This window comes from Micromonospora sp. NPDC048839, assembly GCF_040649915.1.
GTDB lineage: Bacteria > Actinomycetota > Actinomycetes > Mycobacteriales > Micromonosporaceae > Micromonospora.
In genome coordinates, this window is sequence record NZ_JBEZGL010000027.1 from 31860 (window position 1) to 54996 (window position 23137).

Below are 23137 nucleotides of genomic sequence, written 5' to 3' on the forward strand. Positions count from 1 at the left end.
CACCGGCCGCACCCGTGGGGGTCAGACCTGTTGCCAGAGCGCCGGTACGTTCGGCGGCTCCCAGCCCGGGATCGCCGTGTGCGCCTGCCGGCAGCGGTACGTCGCTCCGCCGTAGGTGACCTGGTCACCGACCTGGTACGCCCGGCCCGCGGTCCAACTGCCGCCCGGGGCGGGCGTCGCGCTCGGCGTGGCGGTCGGGGTGGGTCGTGGGGTGGGTGAGGTGGTGGGGGTCGGGTTCGACCCGCCGCCGCCGATCTGCACGTCGATGCAGGAGTAGAAGGCGTTCGCGGTGTCGGAGATGTTCCACACCGCGAGGATCTTCTGCCGTCCGGAGAAGCCGCCGAGGTTGACGGTGTGCGAGACCGTCGCGCCCGGCTGCTGGCCGTTGCCGTTGACCACGCCGACGCGGGTGTTGCCGATCCAGTACTCCCAGTTGCTGGTGGCGTGGCGGGCGGTGTTCACCCAGGTGAAGGTCAGCGAGCTGCCGACCGAGGTGGCCGGCCAGCCCCGGCTGTCGTCGTTGAGGACGGCGAACTGGGCGATGCCGGCGTTGCAACTGCGCAGGCCCTTGGGTCCCTCGACGCTCTGCGGCTCGTACCTGATCTGCCCGCAGTCGGGCACCCGGCCCTGCGCGCAGAGCGCCTGCCGGCTGGGCGGGGCGGAGACGTAACCGTGCGCCTGCGCGGGAGCGGCGACGGTGAGGGTGGCGGCGACGGCACCGGCCGCCACCAGCGGGATGGTGATTCTTCGACGCATCGGGGCGGCTCCTTCTCCAGGGTCCGGTCGGGTGCCCCTCAACATAATTTAAACATTGTTAACAGTAAAGACTCCCATCGATAAATCCATCGATGATGACGACTTTGGGGTCAGAGGCGGAGCAGGCTGCCCCGGTCGTCGACCTGGTCGGCCGAGTCGTCGTCCAACCAGATGCCGTCGGCGGCGAGGTAGCGGAAGACGTACTCCCCCGGCGGGAGCTTCACGGTGACCGTCCGCATGCCGTCGCGGCGGATCACCAACTCGTGTCGACCCGGCTCCCAGTCGTTGAAGGAGCCGACGACGCTCACCGGGCCGGGCGGGGAGTCCCGGGGCAGGCAGAAGGTCACCCGGGTCTGGCTGCCGAAGAGCTTGTTGCGCTTGATCACTGTGACCCTCCGGGGGTTGCGGCGGTTCACCTGACACAACGGACAACACGCCGGAGCCGACACGCCGCGCCGGCCGCCGGAGAGCGGCATTTCCGTCCGCGCCCGTCCGAGCGTGCGGCATTCTGGGCGGAAAGTCGGAATGAGGGGGTTGGTCATGGCCACGTGCGAGGTCTGCGGCAACGACTACTGGATGGCGTTCGAGGTGCACACCGTCAGCGGCGACGTGCACACCTTCGACTCGTTCGAGTGCGCGATCCACCGGATGGCACCGATCTGCGAGCACTGCCAGGTCAAGATCGTCGGACATGGCGTGGAGGTCAACGGCCGCTTCTTCTGCTGCGGACACTGCGCCCGCGCGGTCGAGGGCGCCGAGGGTGCCGAGATCCGCGACGCCGTCGGCGCGCGCCCGGCCTGACCGCCCGCCCGGCCCGAGCGACCCCGCCGGCCGCGCCGAAACGCCGCGCCCGGTCCCACGATCCTGCGGTACGGTCGTCGCCATGCGGCCACTGCTCGGCGTTCTGCCCCCGCCGCGCTCCTGATCGGAGCGCCGCGCCCTCCCCGACCCGGTGACCGACCCGGCTCGGCCCCCTGCCGTATGCGCTCCGTCGACGTCGTCCCCGTCAACGGCTCACCCTTCGGAGCGCCTCCGTGTCCCTCTCCCGTACCGTGCCGCCGGCCGCCCCGGCCACGACCGCCGGTCCGACCCGCACCGGCCTGATCCAGATCACCGTCACCGGCGTGCTGTGGGGCACCACCGGCGTGGCGGTGCAACTCCTGCGCGACAGCACCGGACTCAGCCCGGTGAGCATCGGTTTCCACCGCCTCGCGATCGCCGCGCTCGTGCTGCTGGCGTGCACCGCCGGCCGACTCGGCGCGCTCCGCTCCGCCCTGCGCGCGACACCCGTACCGCTGCTGCTCACCGGCCTCGGCCTCGGCCTCTACCAGGCGCTCTACTTCGTCGCGGTGGCGTGGGCCGGCGTCAGCGTCGCCACAGTCGTCAGCCTGGGCCTGGCCCCGGTGCTCGCCGCGGCCTGGGAGTCGGCGCGTGCCCGCCGGCTCCCCGGTCCGCTGCGCCTCGCCACGCTGGTCGCGGCCGTGGTCGGCCTCGCCCTGATCACCGGGGCGACGGCGGACCCCACCGCCGCCGCGCCCGCGCCGCTGCTCGGCCTGCTCGCGGCGGCCGGCTCCGGCCTCGGGTACGCGGTGACCACCCTGATCAGCCGCCAGGCGTCCCAGCGCGTCGCGCCGATGACGCTGACCACCATCTCCACGGTGATCGGAGCGCTGACCCTGGCCCCGTTCGCCGTGGTCGCCGGGGTCGGCGTACCGGTCCGCCCCGACACCGTGGCCCTGCTGCTGCATCTCGGCGTGATCACCACGGCGGTGGCGTACGCGCTGTTCTACGCCGGGCTGCGGACCACCCCGGGCAGCGTCGCCGCCGTGCTGACCCTGCTCGAACCGCTCACCGCGGCGGCGCTGGCGGTGGCGCTGCTGCACGAGCCGCTTCCGCTGCCGGTCGTCGGCGGCGGTGTGCTGCTGCTCACCGCCGTGGCCGCCACCTACCTGACACCTCGACGGGACACCCCCTGAGGCGGCCTACCATCGTCGGATGCCCTCGCAGACCACCGAGATCCGGACGGCGTCCTTCGCCGACCTGAACGCCCGCACCCTCCACGACCTGCTCAAGCTGCGCATCGACGTGTTCGTGGTGGAACAGCACTGCCCCTACCCGGAGCTGGACGGGCGCGACGTCGAGCCGGGCACCCGGCACATCTGGCTGACCGACGGCGGCGCGCCGCTGGCGTACCTGCGGGTCCTGGCCGACCCGGACGGCACCGCCCGGATCGGTCGGGTGGTGGTCGCCCCGCAGGCGCGCGGCGGTGGGCACGCCGGCCGGTTGATGAGCGCGGCGCTGGAGGTGGTGGGCAACCGGCCCTGCGTGCTGGACGCCCAGTCGCACCTGGTCGCGTTCTACACCCGGCACGGCTTCGCGGTCAGCGGCCCGGAGTACGTCGAGGACGGGATCCCGCACGTCCCGATGCGACGCGACGTCATTGACGGCTGACGATCGACCTGGCATGGTTCCGGGTAGAGCCGTCGCGGGAGCCAGCGATCAGGCGCGGGAGTGGGCAACTCCCGCCGGTCCGGGTGTCGCCGTCCGACCTTCTCCCCCCGGGGGCTCCATGTCCACTCTCACCCGATCACGACGCGTGCTCTGGTTGTTAGCCATCGCGGCGACCAGCACGCTCCTGTTGACGACCGCTCTGAACACCATGCGGGCAGAGCCCGCCTCCGCGCACGGGTCGGTCGTCAATCCGGCCTCGCGTAGCTACAGCTGTTGGCAACGGTGGGGCGCCGAGTTCCAGAACCCCCGGATGGCCACCGAAGACCCGATGTGCTGGCAGGCCTGGCAGGCCGACCCGCAGGCCATGTGGAACTGGAACGGCCAGTTCCGCGAGGGTGTGGGCGGCAACCACCAGGCCGCCGTCCCCAACGGCCAACTGTGCAGCGGCGGGCGCACCCAGAACGGTCGCTACAACGCGCTGGACACCATCGGCGCGTGGAAGACCACCTCGGTGTCGAACAACTTCCAGCTCCGCTTCTTCGACGGGGCCAGTCACGGCGCCGACTACATCCGGGTCTACGTGACCAAGCAGGGCTTCGACGCGCTCACCGAGCCGCTCGGCTGGGACGACCTGGAGTTGGCCGGTCAGATCGGCAACACGCCGGCCTCCCAGTGGAACCCGGACACCGGCGGCGTCTCCATCCAGATCCCGGTGAACGCGTCCGGGCGCACCGGACGGCACATCGTCTACACCGTCTGGCAGGCCAGCCACTTCGACCAGTCGTACTACCTGTGCAGCGACGTCACCTTCGGGGGCACGACTCCGCCGCCGACCACGCCGCCGCCGACGACCCCGCCGCCCACCACTCCGCCGCCGACCACCCCGCCGCCCACCACGCCCCCGCCCACCACTCCGCCGCCGAGCACCCCGCCGCCGGCTGGGGCCTGCACGGCGACGTACCAGGTCACCGGCCAGTGGTCCGGTGGCTTCCAGGCCGAGGTGAAGGTGAGCGCGGGCGGCTCGCCCACCAAAGGTTGGTCCGTGAGCTGGAACTACAACAACGGCCAGCAGGTCACCTCGTCGTGGAACGCGACGGTCAGCACCAACGGCTCGCTGGTCACCGCACGAAACGCCAACCACAACGGCACCCTCGCCGCCGGCGCGAGCACCACGTTCGGTTTCCTCGGCTCGTGGAACGGCAGCAACCCGGTTCCGCTGGTCTCCTGCACGTCGACCAGTTGACCTCCGTCCGGTGCCGCACCCGGGCGGGGGTGCGGCACCGGCCGGCGGTAACGGGCCGGGCGGGTCAGACCATGCAGTTGACGATCTCGGCGACCGAGCGGCGGCGACCGGTGTAGAACGGGACCTCCTCGCGGACGTGCCGGCGGGCGCCGGACGCGCGCAGGTCCCGCATCAGGTCCACGATCCGGTGCAGCTCGTCGGCCTCGAAGGCGAGCATCCACTCGTAGTCACCCAACGCGAACGAGGCCACCGTGTTGGCGCGTACGTCCGGGTAGCCGCGGGCCATCTTGCCGTGCTCGGCGAGCATCTCGCGCCGCTCGGCGTCGGGCAGCAGGTACCACTCGTAGGAGCGGACGAACGGGTACACGCAGATGTAGGGGCGGGCCTCCTCGCCGGCCAGGAACGCCGGGATGTGGCTCTTGTTGAACTCGGCCGGCCGGTGCAGCGCCATCTGCGACCACACCGGGGTCAACGACCGCCCCAGCGTGGTGCGGCGGAACCGCAGGTACGCGTCCTGGAGCGCGTCGGGAGACGCGGAGTGCCACCAGATCATCACGTCCGCGTCGGCGCGCAGACCGGCGACGTCGTACACGCCGCGCACCACCACGTCCTTGCCGGCCAGCTCGTCGAAGAGGGCCACGACCTCGCCGGTGACGTTGTCCCGCAGCGACGGCAGCGGGGCGCTGGCCCGGAACACCGACCACATGGTGTAGCGGATGCTGTCGTTGAGCTCCCGCAGGCGGGCCGCGTTGGTCTGCTCGGTCATGTCGCCGATCCTCCCAGTGCTGTGATGATCTCGTCGGCCGCCGTCTCGCCGGAGCGGACGCAGACCGGAATGCCGACGCCGTCGTAACCGGCGCCGGCGAGGACCAGGGTGGGGTGCGCGGCGCGCAGGGCCGCGCGTGCGGCGGCGACCCGGTCGGCGTGCCCCGGCGCGTACTGCGGCAGCGCACCGCCCCACCGCTGCACGTGCCCGTCGACCGGGGCGGGCAGCGGGGTGCCGAGCACCGCCGAGAGCTCCCGGTGCACGGTGGTCGCCAGGTCCGCGTCGGGGCACTGAAGGTGCGCCTCCTCGCCGTACCGGCCCACCGACGCCCGCACCAACGCCACGCCGTCCGGCCGGCGCAGGTGCCCCCACTTGGTGGTGAAGAAGGTCGCCGCCTTGATCAGCAGTCCTTCGGTGCTGGGCACCAGGAAACCGGACAGCTCGGGCAGGTGCGGTTGCGGCAGCGCCAGCGTGACAAGCGCGACGCTCGCGTAGTCCAGCTCGCCGACACCCTTCGCGGCCGCCGGGGCCGGACCCGCGAGCAGTCGGGCCGCCGGTCGCGCCGGCACCGCCAGCACCACGGCGTCCACGTCGACGAGCGCGGGGTCGCGCGTCGGGCCGACGGTGAGCCGCCAACCCGTGCCGGTCGGGGTCACCTCGCGGACGGCGGCGTCCCGCCGTACCGTCGCGCCGCTGGCCGCCACCGCGGCCTCGACCAGGGTGCTGAGCCCGCCCACCAGGGTGCCGAAGATCGGAGCGCCGGGAGCGCGGGGCGCGGCGGCCTGCGCGGCCCGGACCGCACCGGTCAGGGTGTGCTCCACCCGGGCCGTGCGGGCCAGCGCCGGCATCGTCGTGACCAGGGAGAGATCGTCGGCGCGGCCCGCGTACACGCCGCCCAGCATCGGGTCGACCAGCCGCTCGACCACCTCGTCGCCGAAGCGGGACCGGACCAGCGCGCCCACCGAGACGTCCGCGTCCGGCCCGACCAGCGGCCGCCCGTCGTCGGTGTCGGCGTCCGCCGCCGGGCGGGCGACCGAGGTCACCCGGTCCAGATCCCCGGGTACGCCCACCAGGGTGCCGCCCGGGATGGGGCGCAGCCCGCCGTCGACGACAAGCGCGGCCTGCCCCACCGTGGGGTGCACGATCCGATCGGCCAACCCGAGCCGCCGGATCAGGGTCACCGCGGCGGACTCCGCCCCGGTCGGGTCACGCATCAGGAACGACTCGGCCCCGAACTCCACCGGCTGGCCGGCCAACTCCCCGGTCCGCAGCTTGCCGCCCAGCGCGCCGGACTGCTCGTACACCGTGATCTCGGTGCCGGCCGGTGCGTGGTCGCGCAGGCGGACCGCGGCGGCCAGTCCGGCGATCCCGCCGCCGACCACCGCCACCCGCCAGGGCTGCCGCATCCCCGCTCAGCCCTGGTCGGCCCGGCGGCTGGACAGCTCGTGCACCAGCGCGACCACCCGGGTCAACACCTCCGGGTCGGTCTCCGGCAGCACACCGTGGCCAAGGTTGAACACGTGCCCGGGGGCCGCCCGGCCCTGCTCCAGGATGCGACGCACCTCGGCCTCCACCACCGGCCACGGCGCGAACAGCACGCACGGGTCCAGGTTGCCCTGCACCGCCCGGTCCGGGCCGATCCGCTGAGTGGCCACGTCCAGCGGGGTACGCCAGTCGACGCCGACCACGTCCGCGCCGGCCTCGCCCATCGCGCCGAGCAGCTCGGCGGTGCCCACCCCGAAGTGGATCCGCGGCACCCCGGAGTCAACCAGCCCGCTCAGCACGGCGGTGGAGTGCGGCAGCACGTAGCGGCGGTAGTCGGCCTCGGACAGCGCGCCCGCCCACGAGTCGAACAGCTGCACGGCGGACACGCCCGCCTCGATCTGCACCCGCAGGAAGGCGAGCGTCACCTCGGACAGCCGGCCGCACAGCGCGTGCCACAGCTCCGGGTTGCCGTACATCAGGGCCTTGGTCTTCGCGTGGGTCCGCGACGGCCCACCCTCGACCAGGTAGCTGGCCAGGGTGAACGGCGCGCCGGCGAAACCGATGAGCGGGGTGTCGCCCAGCTCGACCACCAACTGCCGGACGGCCTCGTCCACGTACGGGACGTCGTCACGGGTGATGGGGCGGATCCGCTCGACGTCGGCGAGGGTGCGGACCGGCTCGGCGACCACCGGACCGGTGCCCGGCACGATGTCCAGATCGACACCGGCCGCCGCGACCGGCACCACGATGTCGCTGAACAGGATCGCCGCGTCCACTCCGTGCCGGCGCACCGGCTGGAGCGTGATCTCGGTGACCAACTCCGGGCGACGGCAGGACTCCAGCATCGGCACGGTCGCCCGGATCTCCCGGTATTCCGGCAGCGAGCGGCCGGCCTGGCGCATGAACCAGACCGGGGTGTGCGGGCCGGGCCGTCGCCGGCAGGCCCTGACGAAGGGCGAGTCGGCCGGTCCGCCGGGGCGGGGTTCTCCGTCTCGGGCGACAGTGCCCGTGGTGTCCGTGGTCATCGCCGCAATCGTGCCACGCCCACCACCCCCGTCCCACCTGGGGTGAAAGGAAGAGTGACTTCCGCGGGCCTCCGGCGGCGCACGGGTGTCGGCGCGCCGTCGGAGCCGGGGGCCGACGGCGGCATAGGCTGCCGACATGGCCCCCCCGATCGCGCTCCCGGAGACGTTCGCCCGCGCGGTCGCCGGGCTGCGATCGGCGACCCCCCGGCCGGAGATCACGCTGGAGGAGGTCGGCGCCCCCCAGCGGTTGGCCCCGTACACGTTCGCGCTCTCCGCGGCCGTGCTGCGCGACGGCGACGAGGTGGCGACCGGCCGGTTGATCCTGCTGCACGATCCGGTCGGCCACGAGGCGTGGCAGGGCACCCTGCGGTTGGTCACCTACGTGACCGCCGAGTTGGAGGTCGACCTGGCCGCCGACCCGCTACTGCCCGGGGTCGGCTGGACGTGGCTGACCGACGCGTTGGACGCCCAGGACGCCGGCCACCGGGCGATCGGCGGCACGGTGACGCAGACCATGTCGACCCGGTTCGGTGACCTCGCCGGCCCGCCGACCGTGGGCGACATCGAGATCCGCGCCTCCTGGACGCCTGTCGACGACGAGCTGACGCCGCACCTGCTCGGCTGGTGTGCGTTGCTCGCCTCCACGGCCGGTCTGCCACCACCGGGGGTCACCGCCCTGGCCGATCGCCGGTCGGCCGGCGCGGCCTGACCGGTCCGGCGCGGGCGGCGGCAGTCCGGCGCGGGCGGCGGCGAAAGGCGCGGTTCGATGGCACTCACCAGCACGAATGGGCTTTGTCCGCCCCAACATCCGGTACGCGCAGGGACACCTCGCGGACACCTGATCGACACACGCCGGACCGGCTGCACCCGCCGGTTCACCGCGCGCACTAGGGTTGGCAGGTGACCGACGAACCACCCCAGCGCCGTCGGCCCGCCGAAGAACTCCCGGGAAACGCACCCCAGCACCCGCCGTCGGCCCAGCCGCAGCCGGCGGACGACAGGGTCGACCCGACCGACGGTGGGCCCGTTCCGCTGATCGCCCCGCGTGACGGCACCCCCGATCCGGTGGCCGCCCCGGCCGAACTCGCCGAGGTCGTGGCCCGCTTCGCGGCGGGCAGCGGCCCCGTCGCCCTGGACGCCGAGCGCGCCTCCGGCTACCGCTACAGCCAGCGCGCGTACCTGGTGCAACTGCGCCGGGCCGGCGCGGGCACGGCGCTGATCGACCCGCTGCCACTGCCGGACCTCAGTGCGCTGGACGCGGCGATCGGGGATGCCGAGTGGGTGCTGCACGCGGCCAGCCAGGATCTGCCCTGCCTGGCCGAGGTGGGGCTGCGCCCGCGCCGGCTGTTCGACACCGAGCTGGCAGCTCGGCTGGCCGGGTTCGAGCGCGTCGGGCTGGCCGCGCTGACCGAACAGCTACTCGGGTTCACCCTGGAGAAGCACCACTCGGCCGCCGACTGGTCGAGCCGACCGCTGCCCGAGTCGTGGCTGACGTACGCGGCTCTCGACGTGGAGCTGCTCACCGACCTGCGCGACGCGCTCGACGCCGAGCTGACCCGACAGGGCAAGTCGGCCTGGGCCGCGGAGGAGTTCGCCGCGCTGGTTCGCACCGGGGCGCGCCCGCCGCGGGTTCGGGCAGAGCCCTGGCGGCGTACCTCCGGCATCCACCGGCTGCGCGGGGCGCGGGCGCAGGCTCGCGTCCGCTCGATGTGGTACGCCCGGGACCAGATCGCTTCCCGGCGGGACGCCGCGCCCGGTCGGGTGTTGCCCGACTCGGCGATCGTCGCCGCCGCCGAGTTGGACCCGAAGGACGAGAAGACCCTGCTGACCCTGCCCGGTTTCGGCGGTCGGTCGGTGCGTCGGTTGGCCCGCACCTGGCTCGCCGCTCTCGACGACGCCCGGCAGTTGCCGGACGACTCGCTGCCGGTCTCCCCGACCGTGGAGGGTCCACCCCCGCCGCACCGCTGGGCCGAACGGGACCCGGTGGCGGCTGGTCGGCTCGCCCGTTGCCGCGAGGTGGTGATCCGCATCGCCGGTGAGCACAACCTGCCGCCGGAGAACCTGATCACGCCGGATTCGGTGCGCCGACTGGCCTGGACGCCGCCGGAGGACCTCACCGAGGAGGCGGTCGCGGAGACCCTGCGCGGCCTCAACGCCCGCGAATGGCAGATCGGCCTCCTGACCCCCGACCTGACCGAAGCCCTGAACCCCACCCCCTAACTCGGAAGTAGACCCACTTCCTCCCGATTAGGGCCGCTTCGCGCAGCGGAGCGACAGCGACTAACCCCCACCCCCACCCACCTACCACCCACCCCGCTCCCCAAGCCCCGGTGATCATGAGGTTGACGGGCCTCCAGGAGATCCACAGCCCCGTCAACCTCATGATCGACGGAAGCTGGACGGGCGCGGGGGCCGGTGTGGGTGTTGGTGTGGGGTGTGGGGTGGATGTGGGGTGGGCCACAGGGGGACGTGACACCAGGGTGGTTACTGGCGAGTAGCATTCGGGGGAACGTGCCCGTGTCGGCGACCCTTGTCCGGTCCGGCATGCCGCATGGCCGAAGGCCGAATCATGGTCGAATAGGAGGCTCAAGTGCCCCGTGAAGTTCGGGATGTCGTCTTTGTCGACGGTGTCCGTACCCCGTTCGGCAAGGCGGGTGGCATGTACGCCAACACCCGCGCCGACGACCTGGTGATCCGCTGCATCCGTGAACTGCTGCGCCGCAACCCGCAGCTGCCTCCGGAGCGGGTCGAGGAGGTCGCCATCGCGGCCACCACCCAGATCGGCGACCAGGGCCTCACCATCGGCCGTACCGCCGCGCTGCTGGCCGGTCTGCCCAAGACCGTTCCCGGCTTCGCCATCGACCGGATGTGCGCCGGCGCCATGACCGCGGTGACCACCGTGGCCAGCGGCATCGCCATGGGCGCGTACGACGTCGCCATCGCCGGCGGCGTCGAGCACATGGGACACCACCCGATGGGCGAGGGCGTCGACCCCAACCCGCGCATCATCGCGGAGAAGCTGGTCGACCCGTCCGCGCTGGTCATGGGTGCGACCGCGGAGAACCTGCACGACCTGGTCCCGCACATCACCAAGGCGCGCACCGACGCGTTCGCGCTCGCCTCGCAGCAGAAGACCGCGAAGGCGTACGCCAACGGCAAGCTCCAGGACGACCTGGTGCCGATGTCCATCCGCGACGAGGAGGGCGGCTGGGGCCTGGCCACGGTGGACGAGGCCCCGCGGGACACCTCGCTTGCGAAGCTCGCCACCCTGAAGACCCCGTTCCGCCCGCACGGCAAGGTCACCGCGGGCAACGCGGCCGGCCTGAACGACGGTGCCACCGCGAGCCTGCTCGCCGACGAGGCCACCGCCCGCGAGCTGGGTCTGCCGGTCGCCATGCGGCTGGTGTCGTTCGGTTTCGTCGGCGTGGAGCCGGAGGTGATGGGCATCGGCCCGATCCCGTCCACGGAGAAGGCGCTGCGTCTCGCCGGGCTCAGCATCGACGACATCGGCCTGTTCGAGCTGAACGAGGCGTTCGCCGTGCAGGTGCTCGCCTTCCTCGACCACTTCGGCATCGCCGACGACGACGCGCGGGTCAACCCGTGGGGCGGCGCGATCGCCATCGGCCACCCGCTCGCCTCGTCGGGCGTACGGCTGATGACGCAGCTGGCCCGCGAGTTCGCCGAGCACCCCGAGGTCCGGTACGGCCTCACCGCGATGTGCATCGGCATCGGCATGGGTGGCACGGTCATCTGGGAGAACCCGCACTGGGAGGGTGGCAACAAGTGAGCGCGAGGAGTGAGCCGGGCTTGCGAGCCCCGCAGTCGCGAACCGAAGGTGGCACTGTGAAGGCACCGAACGAGGTCGTCACCCGGGCGCTGCTGCGGCAGGTGAACGTACCGGGGCTGGACCGACCCGCCGCCCTGATCACGTTGGACAACGGGCTCGACCACACCAAGCCGAACACGTTCGGTCCCGGTGGGCTGGCCAGCCTGGACGAGGCGATCACCGCCGCGCTCGCCGCCGACCCGGCGTTCATCGCGGTCACCGGCAAGCCGTACATCTTCTGCGTGGGCGCGGACATCGTCGGCCTGCCGCAGCTCGCCGACCGCGCGCAGGCGCTGGAGATCGGCCGGCTCGGCCACCGGGTCTTCGCCCGGCTCAAGGACAGCACGGTCCCCACCTTCGCGTTCGTCAACGGGGCGGCGATGGGCGGCGGGCTGGAGTTGGCGCTGCACTGCCACTACCGGACGCTGTCCGGTGGCGCGGCGGCCCTCGCGCTGCCCGAGGTCTCCCTCGGTCTGGTGCCCGGCTGGGGCGGCACCCAACTGCTGCCGAACCTGATCGGCATCCCCGCCGCGACCCAGGTGATCATCCAGAACCCGCTGATGCAGAACAAGATGCTCAAGCCGAAGCAGGCCGCCGAGCTGGGCATCGCGGACATCCTGTTGGAGCCGGCGGACTTCCTGGAGCGTTCCCTGGAGTGGGCCGCCGGCGTGGTCCGGGGTCAGGTCACCGTGACCCGGCCCGAGGTCGACAAGGACATGTGGGCGGGCGTGCTCTACTTCGCCCGGGAGACGCTGAACCAGCGGCTGCACGGCGCGGTCCCGGCCGCGTACAAGGCTCTCGACCTGCTGGAGACGGCGAAGGACGGCGACTTCGCCGCCGGCACCGCCGCCGAGGACGAGGCCCTCGCGGACCTGGTCTTCTCCGAGGAGTTGCGCAGCGGCCTGTACGCCTTCGACCTGGTGCAGCGGCGGGCCAAGCGACCGGCCGGCGCACCGGACAAGGGGCTGGCCCGCACGATCACCAAGGTCGGCATCGTCGGCGCCGGCCTGATGGCCAGCCAACTGGCGCTGCTGTTCGCCCGCCGACTCCAGGTGCCGGTCGTGATGAGCGACCTGGACCAGTCCCGGGTGGACAAGGGCGTCGGCTACGTGCACACCCAGATCGAGAAGGCCGTCGTCAAGGGCCGGATGGACAAGGGCACCGCCGCCAAGCTGTACGGGCTGGTCAGCGGCACCGTCGACAAGAGCGCTTTCGCCGACGCCGACTTCGTCATCGAGGCGGTCTTCGAGGACCTGGGCGTCAAGAAGCAGGTCTGGGCCGAGCTGGAGAAGATCGTCTCCCCGGAGGCGGTGCTCGCCACCAACACCAGCTCGCTGTCGATCACCGAGATGGCCGCCGACCTGGAGCACCCGGAGCGGGTGGTCGGCTTCCACTTCTTCAACCCGGTGGCGGTGCTGCCGCTGCTGGAGATCGTCCGGGGCGAGCGCACCGACGACACCACCCTGGCGACCGCGTTCGCGGTCGGCAGGCAGCTCAAGAAGTCCAGCGTGCTGGTCAAGGACGCCCCGGCGTTCGTGGTGAACCGGCTGCTCACCCGTTTCCTGGGCACCGTCTTCGCCGCCGTGGACGCCGGCACCCCGCTGGACGTGGCGAACAGCGCACTGGACCCGCTGGGCCTGCCGATGCGCCCGCTCGCCCTGCTCCAACTGGTCGGACCGGCCGTCGCGTACCACGTGGGCGGCACCCTGCACGCGGCGTACCCGGACCGGTTCGGTGTCAGCGAGAACCTCAAGCGGATCGCCGACTCCGGTCGGCCGGTCGTGGTCGACGACCAGGTCAACGACGAGGTGGCCAAGCTGCTCGTCGTCGGTGACCAGCCGCTGACCGCCGAGCAGGTACGCCAGAACGCGCTCGACGCGCTCGCGCAGGAGATCCGGCTGATGCTGGACGAGGGCGTGGTCGCCGAGGCGCAGGACATCGACCTGTGCATGATCCTGGGTGCCGGGTGGCCGTTCCACCTGGGTGGCGTCACGCCGTACCTGGATCGGACCGGCACCTCCGAGCGGGTCACCGGTCGGCGGTTCCTGCCGCACGGGGCGGCTAGCCTGCCCGCCTGACGAGCCCACAGCGCCACCGTCGCGGTGGTCGGACCGTCCCTCGTGGACGGCCGACCACCGCGACCGTTTGTGATCACCCGGTCGCCCCGGGGGACCTACGCGGGGGCATCACCGGTTGCCGCACCGGGTTAGGATCACGCGCTTCGCACCCCTTGACTTGGAGCCAACTGATGTCTCAGCCGCCGGCCAACCCGTACGGCCCGCCGCACGATTCCGCCAACCAGCCCCAGCAGCCAGGGCAGCCGCAGTACCCGGGCCAGGCGCAGCCCGGTGGGTGGCCGCAGCAGCCGGGCCAGCAGCAGCAGCCGGGCCAGCCGCAGCAGCCCGCTGGGTGGCCGCAGCAGCCGGGCCAGCAGCAGTACCCGGGGCAGCCGCAGCAGCCCGGTGGGTGGCCGCCGCCGCAGCAGGGGTTCCCGCCCGCGCAGCCGGGTCAGCCGTACCTGCCCGGCGGCCCGCCCCCGGCGAAGAAGTCGAACGTCGGCAAGATCGTGCTGATCGTGCTGGCGGTGGTGCTGGTGCTCTGCCTGGGCGGGGTGGCGGTCGCCTGGTTCGCGCTCAAAGATCCCGTGAGTGACGCCGTCGAGGCTGCCAACACCCGGGTGGTCGCGCCGGCGACCCTCGCCGGCCGGCCGAAGCTCACCGACCCGCAGCTCCAGGCGGCCGCCGACGATCTGGTCACCAAGATGAAGTCGGAGGTGCAGAACGAGACCAGCACGGTCGGCGCGTTCTACGGCGACCCGACCAAGCAGGACATCGTCATGATCGCCGCGGTGTCCGGTCTGATGACGGACCCGAAGAAGGAACTGGACGACGCCGTCAACGGGCTCACCACCGAACTGACCGTGACCAACATGGCCGCGGTCGAGGCCGGCCCGCTCGGCGGCGACGCGAAGTGTGGCGACGGCAAGGCCGCCGGGAACATCCCGTTGGGTGTCTGCGTCTGGGCCGACCGGGGCAGCGTGGGCATGGTGGTGGTCTACTTCAAGACCGCCAAGCAGGTGGAGGCCGAGTTCGCCACCATCCGGGGCCAGATCGAGCAGCGTTCCTGAGCCGCGCGAAGACCGGGGCCCCGGCCACCCTGAGGTGGCCGGGGCCCCGTGCCGTACTCCAGCTCAGATCACCGGGAAGTAGGCGTTCAGCTTGCTCCGCAGGTGGGCCGCGTAGATGAAGCCGAGCATCGGGTTGCCGCGGTAGGCGCTGGCCGTGCCGCTGCCGACCTCCACCGCCACCGGTCGGGCGACCGCGGCGAACTTCACCTGCTGGCCCGCCTGCGCCCACACCGAGGCCGCCGACTCGACCTGGTTGCCGACCAGGGCGGGGAACACCGCGACGCCGTTCTGAAAGCCACGTAGCTGTCCCTTGCGGGCGATCACGTAGTCCATCGCCGTGGCGGTGAACCTCTGCAGGGCGTCCGCCGTGACAAGCGTCGCCGGTGCGGCGACCGTGAACAGGTGCAACTTGGTCGCCATCCACCGCATCCGGAAATCGCCCCGGTGGCCGATCAGCACCGGCACGCCGCCCCAGTCCTCGGTCCGCACCTCGCAGCCGTCGCCCCGAAGCCGCTCACCGGTCGCGGTGAGGTATGCCCGCACCGGCTCGGTCGCCGTCTTCTCCATCTGCCCACACATCCTTCATCTGGCTGCCGTGGCCGCTCATCTAACACCACGGCCGCATGCCCCGCCGCCCCTGTTGATCATGGACAAATACTTTGCCCTTGCGCTAAGTGTCACCTCACGCAACACTTAGCCACATGGCACAGTATTCGGCGCAGCTCGACGGCGTGTTCGTCGCCCTCGCCGACCCGACCCGGCGCTGGGTAATCCGACGCCTCGGCCACGGTCCGACGAGCGTCGGCGATCTCGCCCGCGAGCTTCCGATGACCCTTCCCTCGTTCATGAAGCACGTGCAGACGCTCGAGTCGAACGGACTGATCCACACGACCAAGTCCGGCCGGGTACGCACCTGTGTGCTCAATCGCGAGCGCCTCGCAGTCGTCGACGACTGGCTCGCGGAGCAGCGCCGGATCTGGGAAGAGCGCACGGACCGCCTGGAACGCCTCGTCACCGATCAGCAGGAGAAGCAGCAATGAATCCCGACCTGGACCTGACCATTGCGCGAGTCATCCGCGCCCCTCGCGCCGCCGTGTGGAGCGCCTGGACCGACCCGTCCCGCTTCGCGAAGTGGTGGATTCCGGCACCGTCCCTGTGTCGCGTCGATCGCCTGGACGTCCGGCCCGGTGGCGCGCTCGTGACCCGGCTGAGCGACGACGGGGTGGAGTTCGTCCCGCACCTCGACGCGTGCTTCCTCGTCGTCGACGATCATGAGCGGATCGTGTTCACGAACGTGATCGACAGCGCCTGGCGGCCCACGAACCCGAGCCCGGTCCCGATGACCGCGGAGATCACGATGACGGATCACCCGGACGGCACGGACTACCGGGTCATCGTCCGCCACGGTGATCCCGCCGCTCGCGACCTGCACGAAAAGATCGGCTTTGCGGACGGCTGGGGCTCGGTCACCGCACAACTCGCCGGCGTCGCCGAGAGCCAGGGTGCGCTGTAGAGATCACTGGCCGTCGGGTACGAGCATGCCGGCGTCACTCCGGTGGCGGAATACGAAGGCGTCACAGCCTTCGTAGAGTGCCCGGCGGCGTGAGGCCGAGGCCCCGGCCACCTTCGGGTGGTCGGGGCCTCGACGCGTACGCCAGCGGTCAGGCCGGTTCGCTGTCTCCCGCCGCGGCCCGCGCCGCCGCTGCCGCCGCCCGCTGAGCAGCGTTGCCGAGCACGCAGAACTCGTTGCCCTCCGGGTCGGCGAGCACCACCCAACCCCCGCCGGTCGGGCCGACGTGATCGGCGACGAGCGTCGCGCCGATGCCCAGCAGCCGCTCGACCTCCTCGGCCCGGGTGCGGTCGGCGGGTTGCAGATCCAGGTGCAGTCGGTTCTTCACCGTCTTGCCCTCGGGCACGGCGAGGAAGAGCACCTCCGGGCCGCCCGGCGGCAGGAGCATCGCCTCCGGGTCACCGGGGAAGTCGTCGGGATGCCGGGGGCAGTCGAAGACCTGCGCCCAGAATCCGGCCAGGGCGTACGTGTCGTGACAGTCGATGCTGATGTTGTGGATCGTCGAACTCACAGCTGGTCCTCCACAGTGATGGTGGCGACACGTTCCCCGGCGCTGCGGACCACGCAGAACTCGTTGCCCTCCGGGTCGGCGAGCACCGCCCAGCCCGTACCGTCGGCGTGCCGTCGGTCGGTGACCAGGGTGGCCCCGAGGCCGAGCACCCGCTCGACCTCCTCGTCCCTGGTCCGGTCGACCGGTTCCAGGCAGATGTGCAGCCGGTTCTTGGTCACCTTGTCCTCCGGCACCTCTTGGAAGAACAGGTTCGGCGTGGTCTCGCCCGGCGGCAGCAGAGCCGCCTCCGGCTCACCCGGGGCGTCCTCGGCGTGACGGGCGTACCCGAGCACGGCGGCCCAGAAGCCCGCCAGGGCGTACGTGTCGTGGCAGTCGAAACTGATGTTGCGGATCCGTGGATACACGGGTGTTCCCTCCGTGGTGCGGGATGGGACGCTCCGCCTCCGGGAGTCAGCCGGCGCAGACCCGGGGTGCGGAGTCATGATTGGTGGACATCGACGCACCCCCCTTCACTCTCGAGCTGACAGCGTGATCTTGCCACCGGTCGAGTGCCGCGCGCAACCCCGTCAGCCGGTCGTGACCACCGCGCCGTTCACCGCCGGGGCGTCCGCTGACGGCAGGGTGACCGTCACCTCCAGGCCACCGCCGGGCTGGGCGATGACGCGTACCGTGCCGCCGTGCGCCGTGCAGACCGCCCGGACGATGGACAGCCCCAGGCCGGAACCACGGGCGCCGGTGCGTTCCCGGCCACCGCGCCGGAACGGCTCGAACAGCCCCGGCACGTCGGCCTGGTCCACCTCGAACCCGGTGTTGCCCACGACCAGCCAGGACCGCTCGCCGTCGGTGCCGGTGCGCACCCAGAGCCGACCGTGCAGGTGGTTGTAGCGAACCGCGTTCTCGATGAGGTTGCCGGCCAACCGGTCCAGCAGCCCCGGGTCACCGACGACCGGCGCGGGCTGCAACGACGTCTGCACCCGCAGACCGATCCGCTCCACCTCGCGACGCATCGCGGACAACGCGTTCGCGGTGCCCGCCGAGAGGTCACACTCGGTGCGCCGGCCCAGTTGCCGCCCGGCCTGGGCCTCGCTGCGGGCCAGCACCAGCAGCGCGTCCACCAGGCCGTTGGCCCGCTCGGACGCGTCCCGGACGACCGTCGCCATCCGGCGGTACTCCGCGGCATCCGCGTCGTCGTCGCTGAGCGTCACGTCGATTTCGGTACGCATCACGGCCAGCGGAGTGCGCAGCTCGTGCGATGCGTTCGCCACGAAGCGCTTCTGCGCCTCGAACGCGGACGCGATCCGGTCCAGCATGGCGTCGAACGTCTTCGCCAGCTCGGCCACCTCGTCGTCGGCGCCCGAGTAGCCGATCCGCTGGTCCAGGGTGGCCTCGCCGAGGCGCTGGGCGGTCGCGGTGACCTGGTGCAGTGGGCGCAGCGCCCGGCCCGCCACCGCGTACGCGCCGGCCACCCCGACCACGCTGATCGCCAACAGCGCCACCAGGCCCTTGGCCAGCAGCTCCCCGGACGCGGCGTCGACCAGGCGCCGCTGCCACTCGGCGGCGTCCATCCGCCCGCCGTCGGAGAGCAGGACCGTCGTGCCGGGCAGCAGCTCGTCGGTGGGGCGCAGCGCGTCCCGGACCAACAGCCAGGCCAGCAGCACCAGGATCGCCCCCGCACCGACCAGCAGCACCCCGTTGAGCAGGGTCAGCCGCAACCGCAGGGTGGGCCGGACCCGGCGGCTCACGCGCCCACCTCGGCCGTGCGGTAACCCGCGCCCACCACGGTCTCGATCAGCGGCGGGTCACCGAGCTTCTTGCGCAGCGTCATCACGGTGACGCGGACGATCGTGGTGAACGGGTCGGTGTTCGCGTCCCAGACCCGTTCCAGCAGCTCCTCACTGGAAACCACCGCGCCGCGGGCCTTGAGCAGCTCGCTGAGCACCCCGAACTCCTTGTTGGTCAGGTCGACCGGCACCCCGGCGCGGGTGGCCACCCGGCGGGCCGGGTCGAGCACCAGGTCGGCCAGTTCGAGCACCGGCGGCGCGGCCGGGGTGGCCCGCCGGCCCAGCGCCTGCACCCGGGCGACCAGCTCGTCGAAGGCGAACGGTTTGGACAGGTAGTCGTCCGCGCCGAGCTGCAACCCCTCCACCCGGTCGGCCACCGTGCCGCTCGCGGTCAGCATCAGCACCCGGGTCAGCGCGCCGGAGGCGGCCAGATCCGCGCAGATCTGGTCGCCGTGCACGCCGGGCAGGTCGCGGTCCAGCACCACCACGTCGTACCGGGTGACGAACGCCGCCTCGTGGCCGGCGTCGCCGTCGTACGCCACGTCGACCGCCATCCCCCGTTTGCGCAACCCGCGCGCGATCGCGTCGGCGAGGTTGCGCTCGTCCTCCACCACCAGTACCCGCATCCCGGCCTCCTCGCTGCTGACCACCGACAACCTAGTGCCAGCCGGCAACCATCCTCCCTCGCCGCCCGCCCGGGCCAACCGGTGCTCAGTCGCGCAACTGCCAGATCTGGTACGGGCCGCCCGTGCCGGCGCAGAGCAGATGGCCCACGATCGCCTGGCACCGCCCGGTGGCGTCCGGCAGCAGGTCCGCGACGCGCGACCTACCGGCGGGAACGTCCAACTCGCCGACCAGCACCCCGCCGTCGGGATGCGGGCGGACGCCGAGCAGCCGACCGCTGCTGTCGAGCTGGTACAGCTCCCACCGGCCCAGGTTGGCCGCCTCCTGGCCGGTCCGCACGTCGACGACGAAGACGTCCCCCAACGGATCGCTGCTGCGCGTGCTGGCCACCAGCTGACCGCCGGACGGCCAGGCCCACGCCCAGCGGTCGCTGCGCCAGCGCACCTCGCCGGTCGCTGGGTCGACCCCCCACAGCCCGCTGGAGCGGGTGCCCAGACACAGGACGGCGCCACAGCCCTGCACGAAATCGATCTCGCCGATCGTGGTGCTCCAGCGCCGATCCAGCCGGTCCAGCCCGAACGCGGTGAGCGCGCCCGGTTGCCCGCCGACGGTCAGCAGCAGGTCGCCCTCCACCTGCACGTACCCGAGTGGCCCGCCGTCGGGTGGCCGCAGGTCGGCGCGGGCCAGCACCGCCCCGGTCAGCGCGTCGCGTACCTGGACCGGTCCGCGCACGTCGCTGAGCACCACCCGGTCCGCCTTCTCCCCGACGGGCTGCGCGGTGACGCCGGCGGTGGGGGTGCTCAGCTGCCAGCGCACCGTGCCACAGCAGGGGTCGACCACGCGCAGGCTGAGCGGCTGGTCCTCGCCGACGGACTGCAGCAGCACACTGCCGTCGGCCAGCACGACGGAGCCGCCCGGCTGTTGCCAGCGGTACGCCCCGGTCGCGCGGTCCAGCGCCACGGTGAGGGTGTCCCGCGCGTCCGCGCCGATCTCGTACCCGGTGAGCAGCAGCAGACCGTCCTTCGGCTGGATTCCCCAGAAGCGGGCCTTCCCGGGCAGCGGGGTGTCCCAGACCGGCCCGCCGTCGGACAGCCGGAAGGCGGCCAGCCGCCACTGCGGCGCCTGGACGGTGACCGGGTTGATCACCAGGACCAGGTCGTCGTCGATCTGCACGTCGGCGCCCGCCTCGGCGGGCACCGTCACCACGGTCCGCCCCGGCAGCGGCGGCGCGGCGGCGGCGAGGGTGGCCAGCACGAGCAGCAGGACCAGCGCGCAGCGCAGCGGCCGGCCCTTGGCGCGGGGTGGGCGGGGCGACGGCACCGCCTCCAGCTCCGGTCCGTGCCGCAGCTCACCGAGGTCGATCACCGAGCCGCTCACCGGGGCACCCGGAACAGCCGGTACGACCCGCCCACCAGCTGGCAGAGCAGGAGGCCGGGGATCGCCTGGCAGTTCCCGGCGACGTCCGGAAACACGTCCAGCACGCGCGCCTCCCCGGCGTGGACGTCCAACTCCGCGACGACCATCCCGCCGTCCGGGTGCCGACGCGTGCCGATCAGCGGGCCGTCGCGGTTGATGCTGGCCAGCTCCCACCGGCCCAGGTCGGCCACTTTTTCGCCGGTCATCGGATCGAGTACGACGAGCGGCTGTGGAGGGTCGGCGACGGGCGCGGATACCAGCCGTCCGTCGTACGGCAGGACCCACTCCCAGCGGTCGATGCGCCACCGCACCTGGCCGGTCGCGGGATCGACCCCCCACAGCTCGACGCCACGTCGCTGCGGACACAGGACGGGACCGCAGTCCTCGATGAAGTCGATCTGATCGGTGCTGGTGGTGCTCCAGCGCCGGTCCAGCCGGTCCAGCCCGTACGCGGTGATCGTGGTCGGCGTCCCGTGGCTGGCCAGCAGGAGACCGTTCACCACCTGCACGTACTCGTACGAGCCGCCCTCGGTCGGGCGCAGGTCGGCACGGGCCAGCTCCGCGCCGGTGATCGCGTCATGCACCTCGGTATGTCCCGTCCTCCAGTGGAGCACTATCCGGTCCAATCCGCGGGCGTCCTGCCGGAGGCCGACGTACTCGGCGGCGTCGGTCAGCTGCCAGCGCACGGTGCCGCAGCAGGCATCGACCGCGCGCAGGGTGACCGGCTGGTCGTCCGCGCCGGACAGCAGCAACACGTTGCCGTCGGCCAGCACGGTGGGGTGGCCCTGCCGCTGCCAGCGGTACGCCCCGGTCTCCCGGTCGAACGCCAGGGACTGGACGCCCTGCTCGGGCGGCAGCACCTCGTAGACCGTGACCAGCAGGGTCCCGCCCGCCGACGTGATCGCCCAACTCCGGCCCTGCACCGGCACCGCGGCCTGCCAGAGCAACACGCCGTCGGGCAGCCGGAAGGCGCTCATCCGCCGCCGCGTCGGTTGCTCCGGGTCCGGGTCGAGCACCACGAACAGGTCGGCGGTGAACAGCGTCTCGGCGGCGAGTTGCGCGGGCAACGTCACCACGGCCGGGCGGGGCGGCGGCACGGCGGCGGAGACGAGCGTGGCCAGCACGAGCAGCAGGACCAGCGCAGAGCGCAACAGTCGACCGTTCGCGCCGGGCGGGCGGGGCGGCGGATCCGGCTCCGGGCCGGCCCGGAGCTCACCGAGGTCGATCACCGGGTCGGTCACGGTCCCAACCGCCACAGCGCGGTCGAGCCGTCGAGACGCTGGCAGAGCAGGATCGGTAGCGACGCCTGGCAACTGCCCGCGATGTCCGGCAGCACGTCGAGGATTCGCGCCTGGCCGGCCGGCAGGTCCAGGGCGGCGACGACCAGCCGGCCGTCGTCGCCGTGCCGCAACCCGACCAGCGGATCGTCCAGCCGGAGCACCTGCATCAGGTCCCACTCACCCAGCTCGGTGCGCGTTCGTCCGGTCGCCGCGTCGCGCACCGCGTACTGCCGCCCGAAGCCGGCCATCAGCAAATGGTCGCCGCGTACGTCGGCCAGCAACTCCCGGCCCGGGTCCGACCAGCGCACCACGCCGGTGGCCGGATCGAGGACCCGGAGGCTGCCGTCCTGCCCCGACACGCAGAGCAGGTCAGCGCAACCGACCACGAAGGACACCGGAGACACCTGGGCCGTCCACCGCTGCTCCAGCCCGGCCAGCCCGTACGCCACCACCTTCGGGGCATCCTCGGGTGTGAGGAGCAGCAGCAGATCGCCGACGACCTGGACCCGCTGGAACACCGACCGGTCGCCGGGCAGCGTGTCCACGCTGCGCAGCAGGCGACCGCTGTCGGCGTCGTGCACCTGAACCTCGCCGGTGGGCTGCACCAGCACGAACCTGTCGACCCGACCGTCGATCACGTGGTAACCGGGGCCGGAGGGCGACGGCAGGGGCACCGACCAGAGAACCCGGCCGGTGTCGGGGTCGATCCCGCTCATCCCGTCCGCCCCGTTCTGGCGGACGTCCGTCAGCAGCAGCCCGCCGCCGGCGATCGGTACGGGGGAACCCCGACGCTGCCACCGCTGCTGGCCCGTCTCGGCGTCGAAGGCGGTGGTCTCGAGCACCCCGTTCTCGGCATCGATCCCGGTGAGCAGCACCAGCCCCTGCTCGATCCGGACGCCGAGGTAGTCGTCGCCGCGGGGCACCGGTGCCCGCCACCGCACACCGGCGCCGTTCGGTGCCGGCTGGGTGTACGCGGCCAGGTGCCGGTCCTGGTCGGCTGTCGGTGGGTCGATGACGATGACGCCGTCCGCGGTGAGGAAGACGATGTCCGCCCGCGACGTCGGCACCACGGTCATCGTCCGTTCCGGCTGCGGTGTCGCGCCGGCCGGCAGCAGCACGGCGAGCAGCAGCACGGCGACGCCGCGCAACGGGCGGCCGGCGGCGCGGGGTCGGCGGACCGGCGGACCGGTGGTCGACCCGTCTCCGATCTCACCCAGCTCGATGATCGACAACGACCATCCTCCCCGTGCTGGCCGGCGAGTGACGTCCGGCAAAC

The 23137-nt window shown here is 72.4% G+C and carries 24 protein-coding genes; 11 read left to right on the forward strand and 13 right to left on the reverse strand.

Translation table 11 applies throughout. The features are described 5' to 3' along the window. Positions 1-21 precede the first annotated feature (21 nt). Together AB0C25_RS33210 and AB0C25_RS33215 are read right to left on the reverse strand one after the other, a co-directional pair. Positions 22-756: a lytic polysaccharide monooxygenase gene (locus tag AB0C25_RS33210; RefSeq protein ID WP_357378614.1), complete on the reverse strand. Its 735-nt coding sequence runs from the start codon at positions 754-756 to the stop codon at positions 22-24. Between the two features lie 110 nt (positions 757-866). After that, complete coding sequence (locus AB0C25_RS33215) at positions 867-1142, reverse strand: glycoside hydrolase (RefSeq protein WP_357378616.1); 276 nt, start codon at positions 1140-1142, stop codon at positions 867-869. 154 nt (positions 1143-1296) lie between these two features. Here AB0C25_RS33215 and AB0C25_RS33220 point away from each other — a divergent pair, with 154 nt between their 5' ends. From AB0C25_RS33220 to AB0C25_RS33235, 4 genes are all read left to right on the forward strand, one after another. Beyond that, positions 1297-1557 (forward strand): Prokaryotic metallothionein, encoded by a 261-nt coding sequence (locus AB0C25_RS33220; RefSeq protein ID WP_355051720.1) that lies wholly within the window; start codon positions 1297-1299, stop codon positions 1555-1557. Positions 1558-1790: 233 nt separating this feature from the next. Continuing rightward, positions 1791-2732, forward strand: coding sequence for a DMT family transporter (locus AB0C25_RS33225; RefSeq protein WP_357378618.1), 942 nt, complete (start codon positions 1791-1793; stop codon positions 2730-2732). A gap of 19 nt (positions 2733-2751) precedes the next feature. Beyond that, positions 2752-3207: a GNAT family N-acetyltransferase gene (locus tag AB0C25_RS33230; protein ID WP_357378620.1), complete on the forward strand. Its 456-nt coding sequence runs from the start codon at positions 2752-2754 to the stop codon at positions 3205-3207. A gap of 118 nt (positions 3208-3325) precedes the next feature. After that, positions 3326-4450, forward strand: coding sequence for a lytic polysaccharide monooxygenase (locus tag AB0C25_RS33235; RefSeq protein ID WP_357378622.1), 1125 nt, complete (start codon positions 3326-3328; stop codon positions 4448-4450). Between the two features lie 64 nt (positions 4451-4514). Here the strand turns inward: AB0C25_RS33235 and hemQ are convergent, their stop codons facing one another. The 3 genes from hemQ to hemE are packed head-to-tail and all read right to left on the reverse strand — an operon-like array spanning position 4515 to position 7726. Further along, positions 4515-5216, reverse strand: coding sequence for a hydrogen peroxide-dependent heme synthase (hemQ, locus tag AB0C25_RS33240; RefSeq protein ID WP_357378624.1), 702 nt, complete (start codon positions 5214-5216; stop codon positions 4515-4517). Continuing rightward, on the reverse strand, positions 5213-6622 hold the full coding sequence (gene hemG, locus AB0C25_RS33245; RefSeq protein WP_357378626.1) for a protoporphyrinogen oxidase: 1410 nt from the start codon (positions 6620-6622) through the stop codon (positions 5213-5215). The genes hemQ and hemG overlap by 4 nt, the downstream gene beginning before the upstream one ends. Positions 6623-6628: 6 nt before the next feature. Then, positions 6629-7726 (reverse strand): uroporphyrinogen decarboxylase, encoded by a 1098-nt coding sequence (hemE, locus tag AB0C25_RS33250; RefSeq protein ID WP_357378628.1) that lies wholly within the window; start codon positions 7724-7726, stop codon positions 6629-6631. Positions 7727-7862: 136 nt separating this feature from the next. Between hemE and AB0C25_RS33255 the strand changes: the two genes are divergently transcribed. The 5 genes from AB0C25_RS33255 to AB0C25_RS33275 all read left to right on the forward strand — a co-directional run bounded on the left by AB0C25_RS33255 (position 7863) and on the right by AB0C25_RS33275 (position 14679). Then, on the forward strand, positions 7863-8435 hold the full coding sequence (locus tag AB0C25_RS33255; protein WP_357378630.1) for a DUF3000 domain-containing protein: 573 nt from the start codon (positions 7863-7865) through the stop codon (positions 8433-8435). Between the two features lie 191 nt (positions 8436-8626). After that, complete coding sequence (locus tag AB0C25_RS33260; protein ID WP_357378632.1) at positions 8627-9946, forward strand: ribonuclease D; 1320 nt, start codon at positions 8627-8629, stop codon at positions 9944-9946. Positions 9947-10316: 370 nt separating this feature from the next. Continuing rightward, positions 10317-11513 carry a thiolase family protein gene (locus tag AB0C25_RS33265; RefSeq protein ID WP_357378634.1) on the forward strand — a complete coding sequence of 399 codons (1197 nt, stop codon included), beginning with the start codon at positions 10317-10319 and terminating at the stop codon, positions 11511-11513. 20 nt (positions 11514-11533) lie between these two features. Then, positions 11534-13630, forward strand: coding sequence for a 3-hydroxyacyl-CoA dehydrogenase NAD-binding domain-containing protein (locus AB0C25_RS33270; protein WP_357378706.1), 2097 nt, complete (start codon positions 11534-11536; stop codon positions 13628-13630). A gap of 170 nt (positions 13631-13800) precedes the next feature. After that, the gene (locus AB0C25_RS33275) at positions 13801-14679 is read left to right on the forward strand and encodes a hypothetical protein (protein ID WP_357378636.1); all 879 of its coding nucleotides are present in this window, start codon (positions 13801-13803) and stop codon (positions 14677-14679) included. A gap of 63 nt (positions 14680-14742) precedes the next feature. On the opposite strand, the gene AB0C25_RS33280 is transcribed toward AB0C25_RS33275, so the two are convergent. Continuing rightward, entirely contained in the window at positions 14743-15246 is a 504-nt protein-coding gene (locus tag AB0C25_RS33280) for a levansucrase (RefSeq protein WP_357378638.1), read from the reverse strand. Between the two features lie 134 nt (positions 15247-15380). Here AB0C25_RS33280 and AB0C25_RS33285 point away from each other — a divergent pair, with 134 nt between their 5' ends. Together AB0C25_RS33285 and AB0C25_RS33290 are read left to right on the forward strand one after the other, a co-directional pair. Further along, positions 15381-15719 (forward strand): metalloregulator ArsR/SmtB family transcription factor, encoded by a 339-nt coding sequence (locus AB0C25_RS33285; RefSeq protein WP_357378640.1) that lies wholly within the window; start codon positions 15381-15383, stop codon positions 15717-15719. Then, the gene (locus tag AB0C25_RS33290) at positions 15716-16192 is read left to right on the forward strand and encodes an SRPBCC domain-containing protein (RefSeq protein WP_357378642.1); all 477 of its coding nucleotides are present in this window, start codon (positions 15716-15718) and stop codon (positions 16190-16192) included. Before AB0C25_RS33285 ends, AB0C25_RS33290 begins: the two co-directional genes overlap by 4 nt. A 148-nt stretch (positions 16193-16340) precedes the next feature. Here the strand turns inward: AB0C25_RS33290 and AB0C25_RS33295 are convergent, their stop codons facing one another. The 7 genes from AB0C25_RS33295 to AB0C25_RS33325 all read right to left on the reverse strand — a co-directional run bounded on the left by AB0C25_RS33295 (position 16341) and on the right by AB0C25_RS33325 (position 23093). Then, on the reverse strand, positions 16341-16760 hold the full coding sequence (locus AB0C25_RS33295) for a VOC family protein (protein WP_357378645.1): 420 nt from the start codon (positions 16758-16760) through the stop codon (positions 16341-16343). Further along, positions 16757-17164 (reverse strand): VOC family protein, encoded by a 408-nt coding sequence (locus AB0C25_RS33300; protein WP_357378647.1) that lies wholly within the window; start codon positions 17162-17164, stop codon positions 16757-16759. The genes AB0C25_RS33295 and AB0C25_RS33300 overlap by 4 nt, the downstream gene beginning before the upstream one ends. Before the next feature lie 162 nt (positions 17165-17326). Continuing rightward, positions 17327-18502 carry a HAMP domain-containing sensor histidine kinase gene (locus tag AB0C25_RS33305; RefSeq protein ID WP_357378649.1) on the reverse strand — a complete coding sequence of 392 codons (1176 nt, stop codon included), beginning with the start codon at positions 18500-18502 and terminating at the stop codon, positions 17327-17329. Next, positions 18499-19167 carry a response regulator transcription factor gene (locus AB0C25_RS33310; RefSeq protein WP_357247659.1) on the reverse strand — a complete coding sequence of 223 codons (669 nt, stop codon included), beginning with the start codon at positions 19165-19167 and terminating at the stop codon, positions 18499-18501. The genes AB0C25_RS33305 and AB0C25_RS33310 overlap by 4 nt, the downstream gene beginning before the upstream one ends. An 85-nt stretch (positions 19168-19252) precedes the next feature. After that, positions 19253-20542: a PQQ-binding-like beta-propeller repeat protein gene (locus tag AB0C25_RS33315; protein ID WP_357378651.1), complete on the reverse strand. Its 1290-nt coding sequence runs from the start codon at positions 20540-20542 to the stop codon at positions 19253-19255. After that, the gene (locus AB0C25_RS33320) at positions 20539-21822 is read right to left on the reverse strand and encodes a PQQ-binding-like beta-propeller repeat protein (protein WP_357378653.1); all 1284 of its coding nucleotides are present in this window, start codon (positions 21820-21822) and stop codon (positions 20539-20541) included. Before AB0C25_RS33320 ends, AB0C25_RS33315 begins: the two co-directional genes overlap by 4 nt. Then, on the reverse strand, positions 21819-23093 hold the full coding sequence (locus AB0C25_RS33325) for a PQQ-binding-like beta-propeller repeat protein (protein WP_357378655.1): 1275 nt from the start codon (positions 23091-23093) through the stop codon (positions 21819-21821). Before AB0C25_RS33325 ends, AB0C25_RS33320 begins: the two co-directional genes overlap by 4 nt. Between the last annotated feature and the right edge of the window lie 44 nt (positions 23094-23137).

Coding starts and splice junctions, on each gene's coding strand:
- AB0C25_RS33210 (WP_357378614.1), bottom strand. CDS start 756: ATGCGTCGAAGAATCACCATCCCGCTGGTGGCGGCCGGTGCCGTCGCC.
- AB0C25_RS33220 (WP_355051720.1), top strand. CDS start 1,297: ATGGCCACGTGCGAGGTCTGCGGCAACGACTACTGGATGGCGTTCGAG.
- AB0C25_RS33230 (WP_357378620.1), top strand. CDS start 2,752: ATGCCCTCGCAGACCACCGAGATCCGGACGGCGTCCTTCGCCGACCTG.
- AB0C25_RS33235 (WP_357378622.1), top strand. CDS start 3,326: ATGTCCACTCTCACCCGATCACGACGCGTGCTCTGGTTGTTAGCCATC.
- hemQ (WP_357378624.1), bottom strand. CDS start 5,216: ATGACCGAGCAGACCAACGCGGCCCGCCTGCGGGAGCTCAACGACAGC.
- hemG (WP_357378626.1), bottom strand. CDS start 6,622: ATGCGGCAGCCCTGGCGGGTGGCGGTGGTCGGCGGCGGGATCGCCGGA.
- hemE (WP_357378628.1), bottom strand. CDS start 7,726: ATGACCACGGACACCACGGGCACTGTCGCCCGAGACGGAGAACCCCGC.
- AB0C25_RS33255 (WP_357378630.1), top strand. CDS start 7,863: ATGGCCCCCCCGATCGCGCTCCCGGAGACGTTCGCCCGCGCGGTCGCC.
- AB0C25_RS33275 (WP_357378636.1), top strand. CDS start 13,801: ATGTCTCAGCCGCCGGCCAACCCGTACGGCCCGCCGCACGATTCCGCC.
- AB0C25_RS33280 (WP_357378638.1), bottom strand. CDS start 15,246: ATGGAGAAGACGGCGACCGAGCCGGTGCGGGCATACCTCACCGCGACC.
- AB0C25_RS33285 (WP_357378640.1), top strand. CDS start 15,381: ATGGCACAGTATTCGGCGCAGCTCGACGGCGTGTTCGTCGCCCTCGCC.
- AB0C25_RS33290 (WP_357378642.1), top strand. CDS start 15,716: ATGAATCCCGACCTGGACCTGACCATTGCGCGAGTCATCCGCGCCCCT.
- AB0C25_RS33310 (WP_357247659.1), bottom strand. CDS start 19,167: ATGCGGGTACTGGTGGTGGAGGACGAGCGCAACCTCGCCGACGCGATC.